The 16,489-nt window shown below is 75.5% G+C and carries 15 protein-coding genes; 11 read left to right on the forward strand and 4 right to left on the reverse strand.

Annotated elements, in window-relative coordinates; all coding sequences use genetic code 11:
• Positions 1–231: 231 nt before the first annotated feature.
• Complete coding sequence (locus tag ACYVGT_RS11945) at positions 232–486, reverse strand: DUF2630 family protein (protein ID WP_460857188.1); 255 nt, start codon at positions 484–486, stop codon at positions 232–234.
• Between the two features lie 216 nt (positions 487–702).
• Between ACYVGT_RS11945 and ACYVGT_RS11950 the strand changes: the two genes are divergently transcribed.
• From ACYVGT_RS11950 to ACYVGT_RS11975, 6 genes are all read left to right on the forward strand, one after another.
• Positions 703–2,172 (forward strand): FGGY-family carbohydrate kinase, encoded by a 1,470-nt coding sequence (locus ACYVGT_RS11950; RefSeq protein WP_460857403.1) that lies wholly within the window; start codon positions 703–705, stop codon positions 2,170–2,172.
• A complete protein-coding gene (locus ACYVGT_RS11955; RefSeq protein ID WP_460857190.1) occupies positions 2,172–2,819 on the forward strand; it encodes a histidine phosphatase family protein in 648 nt (215 codons plus the stop codon). Before ACYVGT_RS11950 ends, ACYVGT_RS11955 begins: the two co-directional genes overlap by 1 nt.
• A 477-nt stretch (positions 2,820–3,296) precedes the next feature.
• The gene (locus ACYVGT_RS11960) at positions 3,297–4,754 is read left to right on the forward strand and encodes an FGGY family carbohydrate kinase (RefSeq protein WP_460857192.1); all 1,458 of its coding nucleotides are present in this window, start codon (positions 3,297–3,299) and stop codon (positions 4,752–4,754) included.
• A 185-nt stretch (positions 4,755–4,939) separates the two neighbouring features.
• Entirely contained in the window at positions 4,940–5,620 is a 681-nt protein-coding gene (locus tag ACYVGT_RS11965) for a class II aldolase/adducin family protein (RefSeq protein WP_460857195.1), read from the forward strand.
• A gap of 205 nt (positions 5,621–5,825) precedes the next feature.
• Positions 5,826–6,113 carry a metal-sensitive transcriptional regulator gene (locus ACYVGT_RS11970; protein ID WP_460857197.1) on the forward strand — a complete coding sequence of 96 codons (288 nt, stop codon included), beginning with the start codon at positions 5,826–5,828 and terminating at the stop codon, positions 6,111–6,113.
• Between the two features lie 41 nt (positions 6,114–6,154).
• On the forward strand, positions 6,155–6,361 hold the full coding sequence (locus tag ACYVGT_RS11975; protein ID WP_460857199.1) for a heavy-metal-associated domain-containing protein: 207 nt from the start codon (positions 6,155–6,157) through the stop codon (positions 6,359–6,361).
• A gap of 61 nt (positions 6,362–6,422) precedes the next feature.
• Here the strand turns inward: ACYVGT_RS11975 and ACYVGT_RS11980 are convergent, their stop codons facing one another.
• Positions 6,423–7,775, reverse strand: coding sequence for an NAD(P)/FAD-dependent oxidoreductase (locus tag ACYVGT_RS11980; protein ID WP_460857202.1), 1,353 nt, complete (start codon positions 7,773–7,775; stop codon positions 6,423–6,425).
• A gap of 356 nt (positions 7,776–8,131) precedes the next feature.
• Between ACYVGT_RS11980 and ACYVGT_RS11985 the strand changes: the two genes are divergently transcribed.
• Complete coding sequence (locus tag ACYVGT_RS11985; protein WP_460857205.1) at positions 8,132–8,638, forward strand: hypothetical protein; 507 nt, start codon at positions 8,132–8,134, stop codon at positions 8,636–8,638.
• A 173-nt stretch (positions 8,639–8,811) separates the two neighbouring features.
• On the opposite strand, the gene ACYVGT_RS11990 is transcribed toward ACYVGT_RS11985, so the two are convergent.
• A complete protein-coding gene (locus ACYVGT_RS11990; RefSeq protein ID WP_460857208.1) occupies positions 8,812–9,396 on the reverse strand; it encodes an SACE_7040 family transcriptional regulator in 585 nt (194 codons plus the stop codon).
• 131 nt (positions 9,397–9,527) lie between these two features.
• Here ACYVGT_RS11990 and ACYVGT_RS11995 point away from each other — a divergent pair, with 131 nt between their 5' ends.
• From ACYVGT_RS11995 to ACYVGT_RS12005, 3 genes are all read left to right on the forward strand, one after another.
• Positions 9,528–11,153 (forward strand): carboxyl transferase domain-containing protein, encoded by a 1,626-nt coding sequence (locus tag ACYVGT_RS11995; protein ID WP_460857210.1) that lies wholly within the window; start codon positions 9,528–9,530, stop codon positions 11,151–11,153.
• An 85-nt stretch (positions 11,154–11,238) separates the two neighbouring features.
• Complete coding sequence (locus ACYVGT_RS12000; RefSeq protein WP_460857213.1) at positions 11,239–13,371, forward strand: acetyl/propionyl/methylcrotonyl-CoA carboxylase subunit alpha; 2,133 nt, start codon at positions 11,239–11,241, stop codon at positions 13,369–13,371.
• Positions 13,372–13,469: 98 nt separating this feature from the next.
• Positions 13,470–14,648: an acyl-CoA dehydrogenase family protein gene (locus ACYVGT_RS12005; protein ID WP_460857216.1), complete on the forward strand. Its 1,179-nt coding sequence runs from the start codon at positions 13,470–13,472 to the stop codon at positions 14,646–14,648.
• A gap of 194 nt (positions 14,649–14,842) precedes the next feature.
• Here the strand turns inward: ACYVGT_RS12005 and ACYVGT_RS12010 are convergent, their stop codons facing one another.
• A complete protein-coding gene (locus tag ACYVGT_RS12010; RefSeq protein ID WP_460857219.1) occupies positions 14,843–15,331 on the reverse strand; it encodes a GNAT family N-acetyltransferase in 489 nt (162 codons plus the stop codon).
• 264 nt (positions 15,332–15,595) lie between these two features.
• Between ACYVGT_RS12010 and ACYVGT_RS12015 the strand changes: the two genes are divergently transcribed.
• A complete protein-coding gene (locus tag ACYVGT_RS12015; protein WP_460857221.1) occupies positions 15,596–16,462 on the forward strand; it encodes an alpha/beta fold hydrolase in 867 nt (288 codons plus the stop codon).
• The last annotated feature ends 27 nt before the right edge of the window (positions 16,463–16,489 follow it).

The raw sequence follows: 16,489 nt of genomic DNA on the forward strand, positions 1-16,489 counted from the left end.
GCCCCATCCGGCCCGCGCGCGGCTTTGCGCCGGGCCCCCGCACCGAGGCGCGGCACGGCCCCGCGAGCGGCGCCCGGTCCCGCGCTGGAGGAGGCGCCCGCCCGGCCCCGCCGGCAAACGGAAGCCGATGGCGGCGCCGCTGGGCCCGGGAACGGGGCTCCGGCCCGCCACCGGTCGGCGTTCCGCGGCCGGCCCCGCTGTCCCGGGACAGCGCCGGCCCGCCGCCGGCCGTCAGTTCCAGTAGCCCTCGACCTCGGCGGCGGGGCGGACGCTGGGCTCGGGCGCGTCCTCGCCGTACTCGTCCTGGGCGCGGCGCTGGCGGAGCAGGTCCCAGCACTGGTCGAGTTCGGCGGCGACGTCGCGCATGCGGGTGCGCTCGTCGGGCGTGAGCCGGTGCTCGTGCTGCTCGCGCAGCGCCTTCTCCTCCTGCACCAGTGCGTCGATGCGCCCGAAGATGTCCTGCTCGGCCCTCTTGTCTGCATCCATGGCCTCATGATCGGCGGCGCACCGGGCCGGGACAAGCACCGCCAACCGCGCCAGACGCGACGTTTACCCAGAGCAGAGCCGCGGGCGGATTCGCGGATGCACCCGCCGGGCCTCGGCCCGCGGAACCGGGGATCCACCACCCGTTCCACCGTTCCGGCCCGTCTGCTTCAATCTCAATGAGAAGTTAACATTCTTCATAACATAGAGGGGGTGGGCATGTCCGCACCGGCTGCGCCCGTGTGGGTCGGCATCGACATCGGGACCCAGGGGGTCAAGGCGGTCGCCGCCGAGCGCGGCGGCGCCGTCGCCGGCCAGGGGTCGGCGCCGCTGCGGAGCGTGCGCGGCGGCGGCCGGCACGAGCAGGACCCGGGCGACTGGTGGGCCGCGGTGGGCACGGCCTGCCGGACCGCGATCGCCGCCGCCGGAGCCCGCCCGGTGGGCGGTACGGCCGTGTGCGCGACGTCGGGCACCGCGCTCGTCGCCGACCGGCACTTCACCCCCCGCGGGCCGGCTCTGATGTACGACGACGCCCAGACCGCCGCCGGGGCGGAGGAGCTCGCCGACGCGGTCGGCGCGGCCGTCTGGGAGCGGACCGGCCTGCGCCCGCAGCCGCACTGGGCGTTCGCGCGGATCGCGCACCTGGTCCGCACCCGGTTCCGGCCCGGCGCCGGCGACCTGGTGCTGCACCAGTCCGACTACGTGGCGGGCCGGCTCAACGGCGGCCCCGTCGCCCCGGACACCAGCCACGCGCTGAAGTCCGGCGCCGATCCGCTCGCCGCCGCCTGGCCCGGCGAGGTCCGCGCCGCACTGGGCGCCCCCGCGGAGGCACTGCCCGAACCGGTCGCGCCGGGCACCCTGATCGGCGCGGTCAGCGCCGCGGCGGCCGCGCATACCGGCCTGCCCGAGGGCACCCCGATCGCGGCGGGCATGACCGACGGCTGCGCGGCCCAGATCGCCTCCGGAGCGCTGGAGCCCGGAGCCTGGAACTCGGTACTGGGCACCACCCTCGTCCTCAAGGGCGCCGCCGAGCACCGGGTCGCCGACACCGCGGCCGGGGTGTACAGCCACCGCTCCCCGGACGGCCTGTGGTGGCCGGGCGGGGCGTCCAGCACCGGCGCGGGCGTGCTGAGCACCGCCTTCCCCGGCGCCGACCTGGCCGCCATGGACGCCGCCGCCGCACTGGACCGCCCGGCGTCGGCCGTCGTCTACCCGCTCTCCGGCCGCGGCGAGCGGTTCCCGTTCAGCGCACCGGAGGCCACCGGGTTCGCGCTGGGCACCCCGCGCGGGGAGGCGGACCGCTACGCGGCGGTACTGCAGGGCGTGGCGTTCCTGGAGCGGCTCTGCCTGGAGCGCCTGGACGCGCTCGGCGCGCGCGCAGCCGGGGCCCTGCGGGTGACCGGCGGCGCGGTCAGGAGCACCGCCTGGACGCAGCTGCGCGCCGACGTGCTGGGACGTCCGCTGGAGGTCCCGGCAAGCGCGGAGCCGGCGTTCGGCATGGCGCTGCTGGCGCTGTCGGGCTCCACCGACACACCGATCGCCGAGGCGGTGCGCGCGGCGGTGCGGATCGAGGGCAGAGTAGAGCCGCGCCCGGAGGTGGGTGCGCGGCTGGAGGAACCGTACCGGCGGCTGACCGCCGCGCTCGCCGAGCGCGGCTGGACTCCGGCGGCGAGCGAAGGGGCAGCGTGATGGCGGAGGCGGTCGAGGTGGAGCCCACGGAGCTGATCGTGGTGCGCCACGGCGAGACGGTGTGGCACGCCGACAACCGGTACGCCGGATCTAGCGACATCGCGCTGACGGCGCGCGGTGAGGAGCAGGCCGCTGGCCTGGCCCGGTGGGCGGCCGGCGCCGGCCTGGCTGCGGTGCGCAGCTCAACGCTGTCCCGGGCGCAGCGCACCGCGGAGCCCGCCGCTGCGGCGGCCGGGCTGGCGCCGGTGGCCGACCCGCGCCTGGTCGAGCAGCACTTCGGCGACGGCGAGGGGCTGACGTCAGCGGAGATGCGCGAGCGGCTCGGCGCCGCGCGGGAGCGGTTCGAGATGGACCCGTTCCGCAACCCCATCCCCGGGTCGGAGGACCCGGTGGAGGTGGCCGAGCGCGGGCTGGCGGCGCTGTCGGACGCGGCGCTCGCGGCAGCCGGCGGCCGGGTGCTGGTGGTCGCGCACGGCACGCTCATCCGCCTGGTGCTGTGCTCCCTGCTCGGCATCGACAAGGGGCGCTACCGGCGGGTCTTCCCCTCGGTCGGCAACTGCCGCGGCGTGCGGCTGCGCTGGCGCAGCTCCCACCGGGCGGCGCTGCTCGGCTTCAACGAGGCGCTCGGCGACGCTGTCGGGCACTGACGCCCCGAGCCCGGGAGGCGGCGCCGGCGCTCCAGCCGCCCCCGAGGCGTGCCCCGCACCCGGGCTCGAACCGGGCGCCGCAGCGGCCGCCGCGGCGCTGACCTGGCCTGACTGCACCCACTCCGGGGAGCGCCGCACCCGCCGGACCCTACCCTGCATGTGCATCCCTGTGAGGGCCGGGGCCGGGCCGGCTCCTTCGGGCCGCGCTTCAACTGCCCCGGCCCCCCGTCAGCTGCGGCCTTCGCGGCGGGCGCGGCGCGGGGTTGACGGGCATGGAATATAAACGTAAAAAGTGATAAACAAACATTCACAGTGTTAAATCCGCGCTCCGGCGCGGCACCAGTCACCGGTCTGCACACCGGCAGCACCAGAACTTCCCAGGTCGTCTCCCCGCCGCACCTCGGTCCGCGTGCCCTCCCCCGGGCCCGCGCCACCGATCCGGCCGGGTGCGCAGGACGGATCGAGCGCGGAGGCCGCATGTACATCGGAGTGGACATCGGAACGTCGCTGACGAAGGCGGTCGCCTTCGACGGGACGGGACGCGAGATCGACGCGGAGTCGCTGTCCACGTCGCTGCTGCACCCCGAGCCCGGGCGCGTGGAGCAGGACGCGAACGAGGTCTTCGCCTCGGTCGGCACCGTCGTCGGCCGGCTCGCCGACCGGCTGCCCGGCGCCCGCTCCGGTGCGGTGGAGCTGCTCGCCCTCACCGGCCAGGGCGACGGCCTGTGGCTGCTCGGCGCCGACGGCCGGCCCACCCGCACGGCGCTGTCCTGGATGGACGGCCGCGCCGCCGGCCTCATCCGCGACTGGGAGGACCGCGGGATCGGCGACCAGGTCTTCCGCGCCACCGGCAACACCGTCTTCCCCGGTGCCCAGGCCGCCCTGCTCTCCTGGCTCGACACCAGCGCCCCCGCCGAGCTGGACGCGGCCGCCACCGCCGGCTACTGCAAGGACATGGTGTTCCAGCGGCTCACCGGCGAGCGCGCCACCGACCCCTCGGACGCGTCGCTGCCCTTCGGCGGCGGTCCCGGCGGATACTCCGCCACCGCGCTGAAGGCCACCGGCCTGGAGCACCGCGCGGACCTGCTGCCGCCGGTCGCCGACGGCCCGCCCACCGCGCCGCTCACCGCGGCCGGCGCCGCGCTGATCGGCCTGCCGGCCGGCACCCCGGTCAGCTCCGGCCCGTTCGACCTGCCGGCCTGCGCCCGCGGCGCCGGCGTCGTCCAGCCGGGCGACGGCCTGGTCACCATCGGCACCACACTGGCCTGCCAGGTCGCCCGCGCCGAGGTGGACACCACCGGCGCGCCGGCCGGCATGACGCTGGCCACCGGCGGCGGCGCCTATCTGCGCGCAATGCCGGCGATGGTCGGCACGGCAGGCCTGGACTGGGCCCTGCGCACCACCGGCACCAGCATCGACCGGCTGGAGGACCTGCTCGCCGAGTCGCCGGCCGGCGCGCGCGGCGTGCACATGCTGCCCTACCTGGCGCCGTCCGGCGAGCGGGCCCCGTTCGTCGACCCGTTCGCGCGCGGCGAGATCGCCGGCCTGAGCCTGCACCACGGGCCGGCCGACGTGGTGCGCGCCCTGTGCGAGGGCATCGCCTACGCCGCGCGGCACTGCCTGGAGGCGGCGGGCCTCAGCGGCGAACTGGTGCTCTGCGGCGGCGGCGCCCGCAGCGCTCGCTGGGTGGAGGTGTTCTCCGCGGTCACCGGGCTTCCGGTGCGCCTGGAGCCGGGCGCGCAGGTCGGCGCGAAGGGCGCGGTGCTCGCCGGGCTGTCTGCGCTCGGCAAGGGCGTCGACGAGGCGGCCTGGACCGCGGCACCGGCCACGGCGCCGCCGCCCGCGGCGCTGGTGGAGCAGTACGCCGAGGGGTACGGGCGCTACCTGTCCCGCCTGGAAGCCGCCCGCCCCATGTGGGCCGCCGCCGCACGCTAGGAGGCGCGGCACCCGCCACGGCGCTGCCGGCGCGCCCGCCGCATTCCGGTGGGCCCGCCGCCGGCCGGCGCACCGAAGGCCGCGCCGATCCGCAGGGCCGCCACCGCCCGCGCCGGACCGCGCGGAGCTCAGCCACCGCCCGGGAGCAGACCTCCGGGGCGCAGAAGAACAAGGGGGAAGCACGCATGCGCTGCGCAGAGGAGCGTGCGGCGGTCGTCGCCGCGGTCCAGCGGCTGGTCGGCGACGGGCTCGTGGTCGGCACCGCCGGCAACGTGAGCGTCCGCGCCGGAGACGGGAACGGGGACGGCGCCGTTGCGGTGACACCGAGCGGGCTCGACTACGGTGCGCTGGCACCCGAGCTGGTGGGGCTGCACGCGCTCGACGGCGCGGCCCTGGACGCGCCGCTGGCGCCGACCAGCGAGATGGGCATGCACCTGGAGGTCTACCGGCGCACCGGCGCGCAGGCCGTGGTGCACACGCACTCCCCGGCTGCAGCGGCACTGTCGGTGCTCGTCGACGAGATCCCGCCGATCCACTACTACTTGGCGCTGTTCGGCGGCCGGGTGCCGGTGGTGCCGTATGCGCCCTATGGCAGCGCGGAGCTGGCGGAGGCGGCCGGCGCAGCCCTGGAGGAGGCGGGCGGCTGCCTGCTCGGCAACCACGGCGCGGTGACCACCGGCGCAACGCTCGACCAGGCGCTGGAGCGCGCCCGCCACCTGGAGTGGCTCAGCGACGTGGCACTGCGCGTGCTCGGCGCGTCCCGGCCCTACCGGGCGCTGACCGGGGCCGAGATGGACGAGGTCGGAGCGCGCATCGGCGGCTACGGCCAGTCTGCTCCGCCGGCCGGGCCCGCGGACAGGCCCTGAAGGTCCGCCGCGGCCGGAAGGTTCGCTTCCGGGCGAATTGCACCGATACTCGAAGGGCGCCCTCCGCCAGGGGAGGGCGCCCTTTGCGCGTCCCCGCGGGGCCCGGCCGCCGGCGCAGCACGCCGGTCCCGCGCACCGCCACCGATTGATACCAGTGGGGGGTATATTGGCAAGGGCAGAGACCGAAGATCAGGGGAGCACCCGGATGGCGACCTACGGCTACCACGACGACAAGCAGAGCCACCTCAACCGGCTGCGCCGGATCGAAGGGCAGGTCCGGGGTCTCCAGCGCATGGTCGAGGACGACGAGTACTGCATCGACATCCTCACGCAGACCGCAGCGGTCAACAAGGCGCTGCGCTCCTTCGCCCTGTCCATGCTCGACGAGCACCTGAAGCACTGCGTCGGACACGCCGTGGCCAACGGCGGCGACGAGGCCGACGCGAAGGTGCGCGAGGCGTCCGAGGCCATCGCGCGCCTGGTGCGCTCCTGACACCACCCCGACGGGCACCCAGCCCTGGATGAGGAGGCCCCATGGCCGGCACCACCATCACTGTCAACGGGATGACCTGCGAGCACTGCGTCAGCTCGGTCACCGAAGAGATCGGTGCGATCCCCGGCGTGACCGGGGTCGCCGTCGACCTGCCCACCGGCCGGGTGGACATCTCCGGCGAGGGCCCGATCGACCCCGCCGCCCTGGAGGCGGCCGTCGACGAGGCCGGCTACACGATCGCCTCCTAGGACCCCGAGCCGGTGCGCCGGCTGGTGCGGCCGCACCGGCCGGCGCACCGGTTCGCGCCGCCTACCCCTGCGCCCCCAGCCGCGCCGTCTCGGAGGGGACGGCCTCGGCGTCGAGGTAGGAGTCCTGCTCCATGTCGACGAAGGACGACGGCTTGCCGTGGTGGAAGCCCAGCCGCGACACCTCCGCGCCCAGCACCGCGTCGATGCACCAGTTGGCGGCGACCCGGGCGCGCGACGGGGCCGAGGGCACCGCGGCCAGGTGGTAGGCGCGGGTGACGCCGAGCGCAGGCAGACCGGTCAGCTCCACCCCGAGCGGGCGGGCGAGCGCATCGTGGCCGCTCAGGTCGACGACCAGGCCCAGGTCGCGGTGGCAGAACTCGGTGGTGGGGCGCCCGAGCAGCGAGGCGACGACGTTGTCCGCCACCGCCGCCCCCTGCCGCTGGGCGTACTGCGCGGTGGGCGGGCAGTAGGCGCTCTCCTCCTTGCTGAGGTCGGGCACTGCCGCGGCGTCGCCGAGGGCGAACACACCGGACTGGCCGCGGGCCGCCATGTCCGCTCCGACCACGAGCCGGCCGCGGTCCAGTTCCGCCCCGAGGGTGGCCATCAGCGGGCTGGGGGTCGTTCCGGCGGTCCACACCAGGGTGCGGCAGGGCAGCACGCGCCCGTCGGTGAGGGTCACCCGGTTCTTGGTGATCTCCTTGGCCGACACGCCGAGCGTGACCTCGATGCCCATCCCGCGCAGCATGTCCAGGGCGCGGTCGCCGAGGTTGGTGCCGAGCTCAGGCAGGATGTGCGGCGCGACATCGACCAGGTGCCAGCGGAGCAGCGACCGCAGCTCCGGGTAGCGGCGGGCCATCTGCTGGGTGAGCCGGGCGAGCGAGGCCGCTGTCTCCACGCCGGTGTAGCCGCCGCCGACCACGATGAACCGGCAGCGCTCCTCCCGCTCGACCGGGTCCGCGGTGGCGTTGGCCAGCTCCAGCTGGGCGAGCACGTGGTCGCGGAGGACGACGGCCTCGGCAAGGTTCTTGTTGCCGAAGGCGAAGTCGCCGAGTCCCGGGATGTCGAACGACCGGGTCAGTGAGCCCGGCGCCAGGACCAGCCGGTCATAGCGCTCGTAGTCGCGCTCGCCGTTGATCTTGTCGATGACGACGGCCTTGGCCGCGGTGTCGACTCCGACGGCGGCGCCGGGCACGAGCCGGGTGCGTGCCAGCACCCGGTGCAGCCCGATCGCGATGGATTGCGGAGTCAGGATGCCCGATGCGACCTGCGGCAGCAGCGGACTGTAGAGCATGTAGTCGTTGGGCGCGACCAGCACGATCTCCGCGGCGCCGCGCGGCACGCGGCGCTCCAGGCGGCGCAGTGCGTGCAGCCCCGCGAACCCCGCGCCGATCACCACGATCTTCGGACGTGCCATGGTCGCTTCCTCCCCCTGGCGCCGGTGCGGCCCCTCGATAGGTCATCTCCAGCGGGCAGCTGCCCTGCTGTGCGCCCTGTTAGTCGGCTGCCCGCCGGCCCACCCGTGAAACGTAGGCAGCACGGCGCGCGCCAACGGCGCGACGCGCCCGGGGGCGACCGCCTCTTGGCCCTGCGTTGGGGCGATGGCGGTCCGCCGCGCCGCACCCGGCGCAGTGCTCTCGGAAATCCCGTTGCTTTAAGTTACGGTTTGATATCGGAACGTCATCACCGCTGATGAGGCGCTTGGTGGCGGACCGTGTGCCCGCGGTGCGCGGGCACAGCACCATCACCCGAGAAACCCGAGAAGGGGACACCATGCATCGTGTCAGCAAGGCGGCGACCGTCGTCCTGATGACCGGCGGACTGGTCTGCGCGGGCTTCGCCTCGGCGTGGGCCGACGAGCAGCCGCTCCCGGACACGGAGCTTGCCGCGGCGGTCGCCCAGGTCTGCAAGGTGGCGCAGGAGGCCGAGAAGCCGGCCGAGCAGCCCGCCGAGCAGCCGGCCGAGCAGCCGGCCGCCGGGGCCGAACAGCCTGCCGAGCAGCCCGCTGAGCAGCCGGCTGAGCAGCCGGCCGCCGAGGCTGAGCAGCCGGCCGAGCAGCCCGCTGAGCAGCCGGCCGCCGAGGCTGAGCAGCCGGCCGAGCAGCCGGCCGCCGAGGCCGAGCAGCCCGCCGCGGAGGCCCAGGAGCTCGACCAGGCCGTGGCCCAGCTCTGCGACGTCGCCAACACCGGCGACGCTGCTGCTGCCGAGGCCACCGGTGTGGCCGAGGGCGCCGAGCCGGCGGCCGAGGCTGTCGAGCCGGCGGCCCCCGGCATCAGCTAAGGGCCGAGCCGCTAGTCAGGGGGGTCGGACCGCGCGGTGTGCGCGGACCGGCCCTTCTCTCGCGCCGGAGCCGGGCCGGTCCCGGCCGCACCGCAGGTGCGGCCAGGTGTCCTGGCGCAGGGCAGCAGGCGCTTCTGGCCCGCGCCGCGGGACCCCGGCCCGCGCCAGGCCGGTCAGCCGGCCGGGAGGGGGCCTTCGAGAAGGGCGCTGCGCGCCATCCGGAAGAGCAGCGCCGCCATCCGGTCCCGGTGCAGGGCGCCGGCGCTGTGCGGGGTGGAGTTGAGCAGACCGAACGCTCCGTGCACAGCGGCGCGCAGCTCCTCCGGTGCAGCTCCCGGGCGCAGCCGGCCGAGCACCTCCACCCACTGCTCGGCGTAGGAGCGCTGCAGCCGGCGGATGCTGCGCCGCTCCGGCTCGGGGACGTTGGCGAGCTCGCGGTCGTGCACCGTGATCAGCGCCGGCTCGCCGAGCGAGAAGTCGATGTGCGCGCGCAGCAGCGCCCCGAGCGCCTCCTCGTCGGTCGCAGCGGCCGCGGTCCGCTCCGCGCCGCCGCGGTGCAGGCGCTCGCTGACGTCGAGCAGCATCGCCGCGAGCAGGGCCTCCTTGCCGGGGAAGTGCCGGTACAGCGCCGGCCCGGTAGTCCCCACCGCCCGGCCCAGGTCCTCGATGGAGGCGCCGTGGTAGCCGCGTGCGGCGAAGAGCTCCGCCGCCGCGGCGAGGATCTCCGCCCGCCGGCCGCCTGCTGCCCGCACCGCCATCGCCGCCTCCGCTGCTGTCCCGCTGCCGTTTCCGGGCCCGCCGTGCCCCTTGGCGCCGGCACCCCTGGACACCTGTGTCCGGCATCACTACGATCAGCCATGTTAGCGATCATTAACATCGAGGGGAACCGATGACGAGGGCATCCGCGCTCCGATCCGCGGTCGACACCGGCAGCGCCGCCTTCACCGCGAACGCCGAGGCCAACCGCACCCTCGCCGAGCAGCTGCGGGAGCGGATCGCCCGCACCGCCCGCGGCGGCTCCGACGCCGCGCGCGACCGCCACACGGGGCGCGGCAAGCTGCTGCCCCGCGAGCGCGTCCGCGCACTGCTCGACCCGGGGTCGCCGTTCCTGGAGCTGTCGCCACTGGCCGGCTGGGGCCTGTACGGCGCTGACGGGCACGACGCACCGGGCGCCGGCATCATCACCGGCATCGGCCGCATCGCCGGGCGCGAGGCGGTCGTCGTCGCCAACGACGCCACCGTCAAGGGCGGCACCTACTTCCCGATGACGGTGAAGAAGCACCTGCGCGCCCAGGAGGTGGCGCTGCAGAACCGGCTGCCGTGCATCTACCTCGTCGATTCGGGCGGCGCCTTCCTGCCGATGCAGGACGACGTGTTCCCCGACCGCGACCACTTCGGCCGCATCTTCTACAACCAGGCGACGATGTCCCGGGAGGGCATCCCGCAGCTCGCCGCGGTCCTCGGCTCGTGCACCGCCGGCGGGGCCTATGTTCCGGCGATGAGCGACGAGGCGGTGATCGTGCGCGAGCAGGGCACGATCTTCCTCGGCGGACCGCCGCTGGTGAAGGCGGCGACCGGCGAAGAGGTCACCGCCGAGGAGCTCGGCGGCGGCGACCTGCACTCCCGCGTGTCCGGGGTGACCGACCACCTCGCCGACGACGACGCCGACGCACTGGACACCCTGCGCCGCATCGCCGCGACGCTCGGTCCGCAGTCGGATCCGGCCTGGGAGCGCGCGGAGTCCGCACCGCCCGCCCGCGACCCCGCCGAACTGGCCGGGATCATCCCGACCGACACCCGCACCCCCTACGACGTGCGCGAGGTGATCGCCCGCACCGTCGACGGCTCGGAGTTCACCGAGTTCAAGGCCGAGTACGGAACGACGCTGGTCACCGGATTCGCCCGGATCCACGGCCACCCGGTGGGCATCATCGCCAACAACGGCATCCTGTTCGCCGAGTCGGCGATGAAGGGCGCCCATTTCATCGAGGTGTGCGACCGGCGGTCGATCCCGCTGGTGTTCCTGCAGAACATCTCGGGGTTCATGGTGGGCCGCGACTACGAGGCGGGCGGCATCGCCAAGCACGGCGCCAAGATGGTGACAGCGGTGGCCTGCGCCCGCGTCCCCAAGTTCACCGTCGTCATCGGCGGCTCGTTCGGCGCCGGCAACTACAGCATGTGCGGCCGCGCCTACTCGCCCCGGTTCCTGTGGATGTGGCCGAACGCCCGCGTGTCGGTGATGGGCGGCGAACAGGCCGCGTCGGTGCTGGCCACAGTGCGCCGGGACGCCCTGGAGGCGCGCGGTGAGGAGTGGCCGGCCGCTGACGAGGAGCGCTTCAAAGACCCGATCCGGCAGCAGTACGAGGAGCAGGGCGAGCCCTACTACTCCACCGCACGGCTGTGGGACGACGGCGTCATCGACCCGGCCGACACCCGCACCGTCCTCGGCCTCGGCCTGTCCGCGGCCCGGCACGCGCCGCTCGACCCGGTCGGCTACGGCGTCTTCCGGATGTGAGCGCCGTGCCCCGCCCGAGCAGCAGACCGCATCCCAGTCCGCGCGCGCCCGCAGTGGCCGCGCACCCGACGAGACGAGGCCGCCGATGACCCTCTCCTCCGCTGGAGAACCGCCCGCCGTCCTGGTCGCCAACCGCGGCGAGATCGCGGTCCGCATCATGCGGACCCTCCGCCGCATGGGCCTGCGCTCGGTCGCCGTCTACGGCGACGGCGACGCCGGCGCCCGGCACGTCCGCGAAGCCGACGCGGCGGTCCGGATCGGCGGCGCCGCGCTCGCCGACAGCTACCTGGACGCGGCGGCCGTCGTCCGCGCCGCCGTGGGGTCGGGCGCCCGCTACGTCCACCCCGGCTACGGCTTCCTCTCGGAGAACGCCGCGTTCGCGCGCGCCTGCGGCGAAGCCGGCCTGGTGTTCGTCGGCCCTCCGCCGGCCGCGATCGAGGCGATGGGCGACAAGATCCGCGCGAAGGACGCGGTCGCCGCGGCCGGCGTTCCGCTGCTGCCCGGGTTCGCCGAGGAGCCGGGGGCGCCGCTGGAAGGCGATGCGCTGGCCGGCGCTGCTGAGCGCACCGGGTATCCGCTGCTGATCAAGCCCTCGGCCGGCGGGGGCGGGAAGGGCATGCGGCTGGTCCGCGCACCCGGCGAGCTGGCCGAGGCGGCGGCCGCGGCGCGCCGCGAGGCCGCCGCGTCCTTCGGCGACCCGACGCTGCTGGTCGAGCGCTATGTAGAGCAGCCGCGCCACATCGAGGTGCAGGTCTTGGCCGACGGGCACGGGACGGTCCTGCACCTGGGCGAGCGCGAGTGCAGCCTGCAGCGGCGCCACCAGAAGATCGTCGAGGAGGCGCCGTCGCCGATGGTCGGCGCAGGGCTGCGCGCCGCGCTGGGTGAGGCGGCGGTCGCGGCGGCGAAGGCGTGCGGCTACGTCGGCGCCGGGACGGTCGAGTTCATCGTGCACGGCGGCGCCGGTCCCGAGGCGGCCGAACCCGAGTACGCCTTCCTGGAGATGAACACCCGGCTGCAGGTGGAGCACCCGGTGACCGAGGAGGTCACCGCGGTCCGCGGCGCGCGCGGCATCGACCTGGTCGAGCTGCAGATGCGCATCGCCGCGGGCGAGCCGCTGCCGTTCGGCCAGGACGACGTCTCCTGGTCCGGCCACGCCGTGGAGTGCCGCGTCTATGCCGAGGACCCCGCCCGGGAGTTCCTGCCCACCGGAGGCCGGGTGCTGCTGCTGTCCGAGCCGTCCGGGGACGGCGTGCGCGTCGACTCGGGACTGGCCGAGGGAGCCGAGATCACCTCGGCCTACGACCCGATGCTCGCCAAGGTGATCGCGTGGGCGCCGGACCGCGCGGCGGCGCTGCACCGCTGCTCGGCGGCGCTCGCCGGATTCACCCTGCTCGGCTGCGGCACCAACACCGCGTTTCTGCGCCGGCTGCTCGCCCACCCGGCGGTTGCGGCGGGCGCGCTGACCACCGGCCTCACCGAGCAGGTGCGCCCCGAGCTGACCGCAGGCGACGGCGAGCCCCCCGCAGCGGTGGCCGCCGCGGCTGCGGTCGACCACCAGCTGGGCCTGGAGCCCGCGGCGGGCAGCGACCCGTTCGCGCTGCCGAGCGGCTGGCGGCCCGGCGGCGGTGCCTGGACGACCTGGCGGCTGCGGGCACCGGGGCGCGACCCGGTCGCCGTGGACGTGCGCCGGCTCGGACCGCCCGAGCCGGCTGCGGCCGGCGCTGAGCGCGAGCAGGACTACGAGGTGTGCGTGGACGGCGGCGCTCCGATCGCCGTGCGCGCGGCGCGCTCCCGCAGCGGGCGCAGCCTGACCGTCGCCGCCGGCGGGCGCACCGAGCGCTACGCGCGCGCCGCCGGCGGGGGCGCACTCTGGATCGGCCGGTCCGGCGCAGCGTGGTCCTTCACCGATGCGCCCCGGGTGGCACCGACCCGCGCAGCCGCCGCCTCCGCGGGCGGCCCGCTGCTCAGCCCGATGCCCGGGACGGTGCTGTCCGTGCCGGTGTCGGTGGGCGATGCGGTGTCCGCGGGCGACCCGGTGGTCGTGGTGGAGGCGATGAAGATGGAGCACACCGTGCGTGCGGCGGCGGAGGGCACCGTCGCCGAACTGCCGGTCCGCGCAGGCGACGCGGTTGCGATGGACGCCGTCCTCGCCGTCGTCGCCCCGCACGGCAGCGCAGCTCCGCAGCCGCAGGAAGCAGGCGCACCCGCACCGCCCTGACCGCACCGACCGCCCTGCACCCCGGGCCGGCGGAGCGGCAGAGCCTGCTGCCGGACCCGGCCCCCGTCCCGCCCGAACCACGATCGGAAGTGACCGCGATGACCGACGGAGCCATTGCCCTGCGGCCCGACGCACTGCCCGAGGAGTACGCCGACCTGCGCGCCAGCGTCGAGGTGTTCGCCCGCGACGAGGTCGCCCCCGTCATCGGCGACCTCTACGAGCGGGGCGAGTTCCCCTACGACATCGTCGCCAAGATGGGCCGGATGGGCCTGTTCGGGTTGCCGTTCCCCGAGGAGCACGGCGGGATGGGCGGTGACTACTTCGCGCTCTGCCTGGCGCTGGAGGAGCTGGCGCGCGCCGACTCCTCGGTCGCCATCACGCTCGAGGCCGGGGTGTCGCTGGGCGCGATGCCGCTGTACCGGTTCGGATCGGCCGAGCAGCGGACGGCGTGGCTGCCGCAGCTCTGCTCGGGCGAAGCGCTCGGCGCGTTCGGCCTCACCGAGCCGGGCGGCGGCTCCGACGCCGGCGCCACCCGCACCACGGCGCGGCTGGACGGCGACTCCTGGGTGATCGACGGCTCCAAGTGCTTCATCACCAACTCCGGTACCGACATCACCGCGCTGGTGACGGTGACCGCGGTGACCGGCCGCAAGCCTGACGGCCGCCCGGAGATCTCGACGATCCTGGTGCCCTCGGGCACGCCCGGCTTCACTGTCGGCCGCGCCTACTCCAAGGTCGGCTGGAACGCCTCGGACACCCGCGAGCTCTCCTTCGACGGCGTGCGGGTGCCGGCCGCGAACCTGGTGGGCGAGCGCGGCCGCGGCTACGCCCAGTTCCTCCGCATCCTGGACGAGGGCCGGATCGCGATCGCCGCGCTCTCAGTCGGGCTGGCTCAGGGCTGCGTCGACGAGAGCCTGCGCTACGCCGCCGAACGGGAGGCGTTCGGCGCCCCGATCGCGACTCGGCAGGCGATCCAGTTCATGATCGCGGAGATGGAGGCGCGCGCCCGCGTCGCCCGGCTCGCCTACTACGACGCGGCGGCCCGGATGCTCTCCGGCGAACCGTTCAAGAAGGAGGCGGCGATCGCCAAGCTCACCGCGTCCGACGCCGCCATGGACAACGCCCGCGCCGCCACCCAGGTCTTCGGCGGCTACGGCTTCATGAACGAGTACCCGGTCGGCCGCTTCTACCGCGACGCCAAGATCCTCGAAGTCGGCGAGGGAACCTCCGAAGTCCAGAAGATGCTCATCGCCCGCGAACTCGGCATGCCCGCCTGACGGACCGTCCGGCGGGGCGGGCAGCCCGACCGCCCCGCCGGACGGCGCTGGTGCACTGTCCCCGCTCGCGGACCGCTGGGGGTCCGCGGGCTGGCGTCCTGCTCGGCCTCTGACACGGCCGCCGCCCCGGACCGGCTGGCTCCTACCGGCGGTCCGGCCCGCTGGCGTGCGGACACGCCCCTCCCGCGCGGGGGTCAGCGCGGTCGGAGCTCCTTTGCATAGGCGAGCAGGGTCAGGCCGGGGACGGGCGTCCAGTCGCGCTGGGGCAGGCGCGTGTAGCCGAGGGATGCGTAGAGGCGGTGCGCCCCGTGCATCGCCGGCTGTGTGGACAGCACGACGCGCCGGGCACCCGCCGCTGCGGCGTGCTCCTCCAGTGCCGCCATGAGCGCACGGCCGATGCCGCGCCGCTGGGCGCCGGGGTCGACGGCGAACGCGCGCACCTCGGTCTCTGCCGCATCCGCCGCCACTTCACTGCCGGCGTGCCAGGGCTCCAGCATCACCGTGCCCAGCAGGTCGGCGCCGTCGGTGGCGACCAGCACCGTGCCGGGGCCCTCCGTTCCCAGCCGGGCGAGCTCGCCGGCGTAGTCCGGCGCCGAGTCCAGCAGGCTCTGGGCCCCGTAGGCGGCCAGGCGCAGGGCGCCGATGCGCTCGGATTCCCCGGGAAGGGCGCGTCGGATCTCCATGGCGCCAGTGAACCACTCCCCGGTGACAGCCGCGTGCCTCCCTTCCGCAGAGCAGGCCCGCCCTCTCACCGACCGCCGACCGCCGACCGCCGACCGCCGACCGCCGACCGCCGACCGCCGACCGCCGAGCAGGAAACCCGGCGACGCGCCTCCCCGGCTCCCGGACCCGCAGCTACCGGTGAGTAAAGTCGGGACCGCCCAGCGCGGGCGCGGCGCCCCGCGCCGCGGGTGCCCGCCCCGATCCGACGCAGCAAAGGCAGCGCCGTGCTTGCCCCCACTTCCGACCGCTCACCGACCTCTCCGATGGCCTACGACCGCGCCGGTTCCGGCACCCCGGTCGTCCTGCTGCACGGACTCGGGCACCGGCGACAGGCGTGGACCCGGGTCATCCGGGCCCTCGGCCCGGGATTCGACGCAGCAGCCCCCGACCTGCCGGGGTTCGGCGCCACTCCGCCACCGCCGCCCGGCGCGCCCTACGACGTCGCAGCGCTGGCCGACACGGTCGCGGAATGGGCTGACGGCCTCGGCTGGGAGCGCCCGCACCTGGTCGGCAACTCGCTGGGCGGCGCAATCGCCCTGGAGCTGGCGCGCCGCGGCCGGGCCGCGTCGGTCACCCTGTTCTCCCCGGTCGGCTTCGCGGACCCGGGGACGCGCGCCGGCATGTACGCCCTCGCCGCCGGAGCCGGTGCCGCCTCGCGGGTGCCCGCGCACATCCGGCAGGCCGTCGCGGCCAGCCCGCCCGGCCGCTCCCTGGCACGCCGGGCGCTGCGCGGCGACCCGAAGGCGTCCGGCTCCCGCGACCTGGTGTTCGACGCGAGCGTGCTCAACTCGGGGTCGGCGTTCGTACGGCTGATCCCCGAGATCGCCCGGCACCGCTTCAGCGGCCCGGTCCACTGCCCGGTGACCGTCGGCTGGGGCGACCGCGACCGGCTCCTCCGGCCGTCCAACGCCGTCCGCGCCCTGCGGCTCATCCCGCACGCCCGGACCGTGATCCTGCTGGGCTGCGGCCACATCCCGATGGCCGACGCACCCGGCCGGGTAGCCGCCGAAATCCGGCGCACCGCGAACCGGTCCGCCCTCCCCGCCTCGGCAGACGGCCCGATACCCGAGACTTCTCCGCGGATTCTCTGAAACCGCCCGCTTGTCCGGCATGGCCCC

It is taken from the genome of Nocardiopsis coralliicola, from assembly GCF_054779695.1.

Coding starts and splice junctions, on each gene's coding strand:
- ACYVGT_RS11945 (WP_460857188.1), bottom strand. CDS start 486: ATGGATGCAGACAAGAGGGCCGAGCAGGACATCTTCGGGCGCATCGAC.
- ACYVGT_RS11950 (WP_460857403.1), top strand. CDS start 703: ATGTCCGCACCGGCTGCGCCCGTGTGGGTCGGCATCGACATCGGGACC.
- ACYVGT_RS11955 (WP_460857190.1), top strand. CDS start 2,172: ATGGCGGAGGCGGTCGAGGTGGAGCCCACGGAGCTGATCGTGGTGCGC.
- ACYVGT_RS11960 (WP_460857192.1), top strand. CDS start 3,297: ATGTACATCGGAGTGGACATCGGAACGTCGCTGACGAAGGCGGTCGCC.
- ACYVGT_RS11965 (WP_460857195.1), top strand. CDS start 4,940: ATGCGCTGCGCAGAGGAGCGTGCGGCGGTCGTCGCCGCGGTCCAGCGG.
- ACYVGT_RS11970 (WP_460857197.1), top strand. CDS start 5,826: ATGGCGACCTACGGCTACCACGACGACAAGCAGAGCCACCTCAACCGG.
- ACYVGT_RS11975 (WP_460857199.1), top strand. CDS start 6,155: ATGGCCGGCACCACCATCACTGTCAACGGGATGACCTGCGAGCACTGC.
- ACYVGT_RS11980 (WP_460857202.1), bottom strand. CDS start 7,775: ATGGCACGTCCGAAGATCGTGGTGATCGGCGCGGGGTTCGCGGGGCTG.
- ACYVGT_RS11985 (WP_460857205.1), top strand. CDS start 8,132: ATGCATCGTGTCAGCAAGGCGGCGACCGTCGTCCTGATGACCGGCGGA.
- ACYVGT_RS11990 (WP_460857208.1), bottom strand. CDS start 9,396: ATGGCGGTGCGGGCAGCAGGCGGCCGGCGGGCGGAGATCCTCGCCGCG.
- ACYVGT_RS11995 (WP_460857210.1), top strand. CDS start 9,528: ATGACGAGGGCATCCGCGCTCCGATCCGCGGTCGACACCGGCAGCGCC.
- ACYVGT_RS12000 (WP_460857213.1), top strand. CDS start 11,239: ATGACCCTCTCCTCCGCTGGAGAACCGCCCGCCGTCCTGGTCGCCAAC.
- ACYVGT_RS12005 (WP_460857216.1), top strand. CDS start 13,470: ATGACCGACGGAGCCATTGCCCTGCGGCCCGACGCACTGCCCGAGGAG.
- ACYVGT_RS12010 (WP_460857219.1), bottom strand. CDS start 15,331: ATGGAGATCCGACGCGCCCTTCCCGGGGAATCCGAGCGCATCGGCGCC.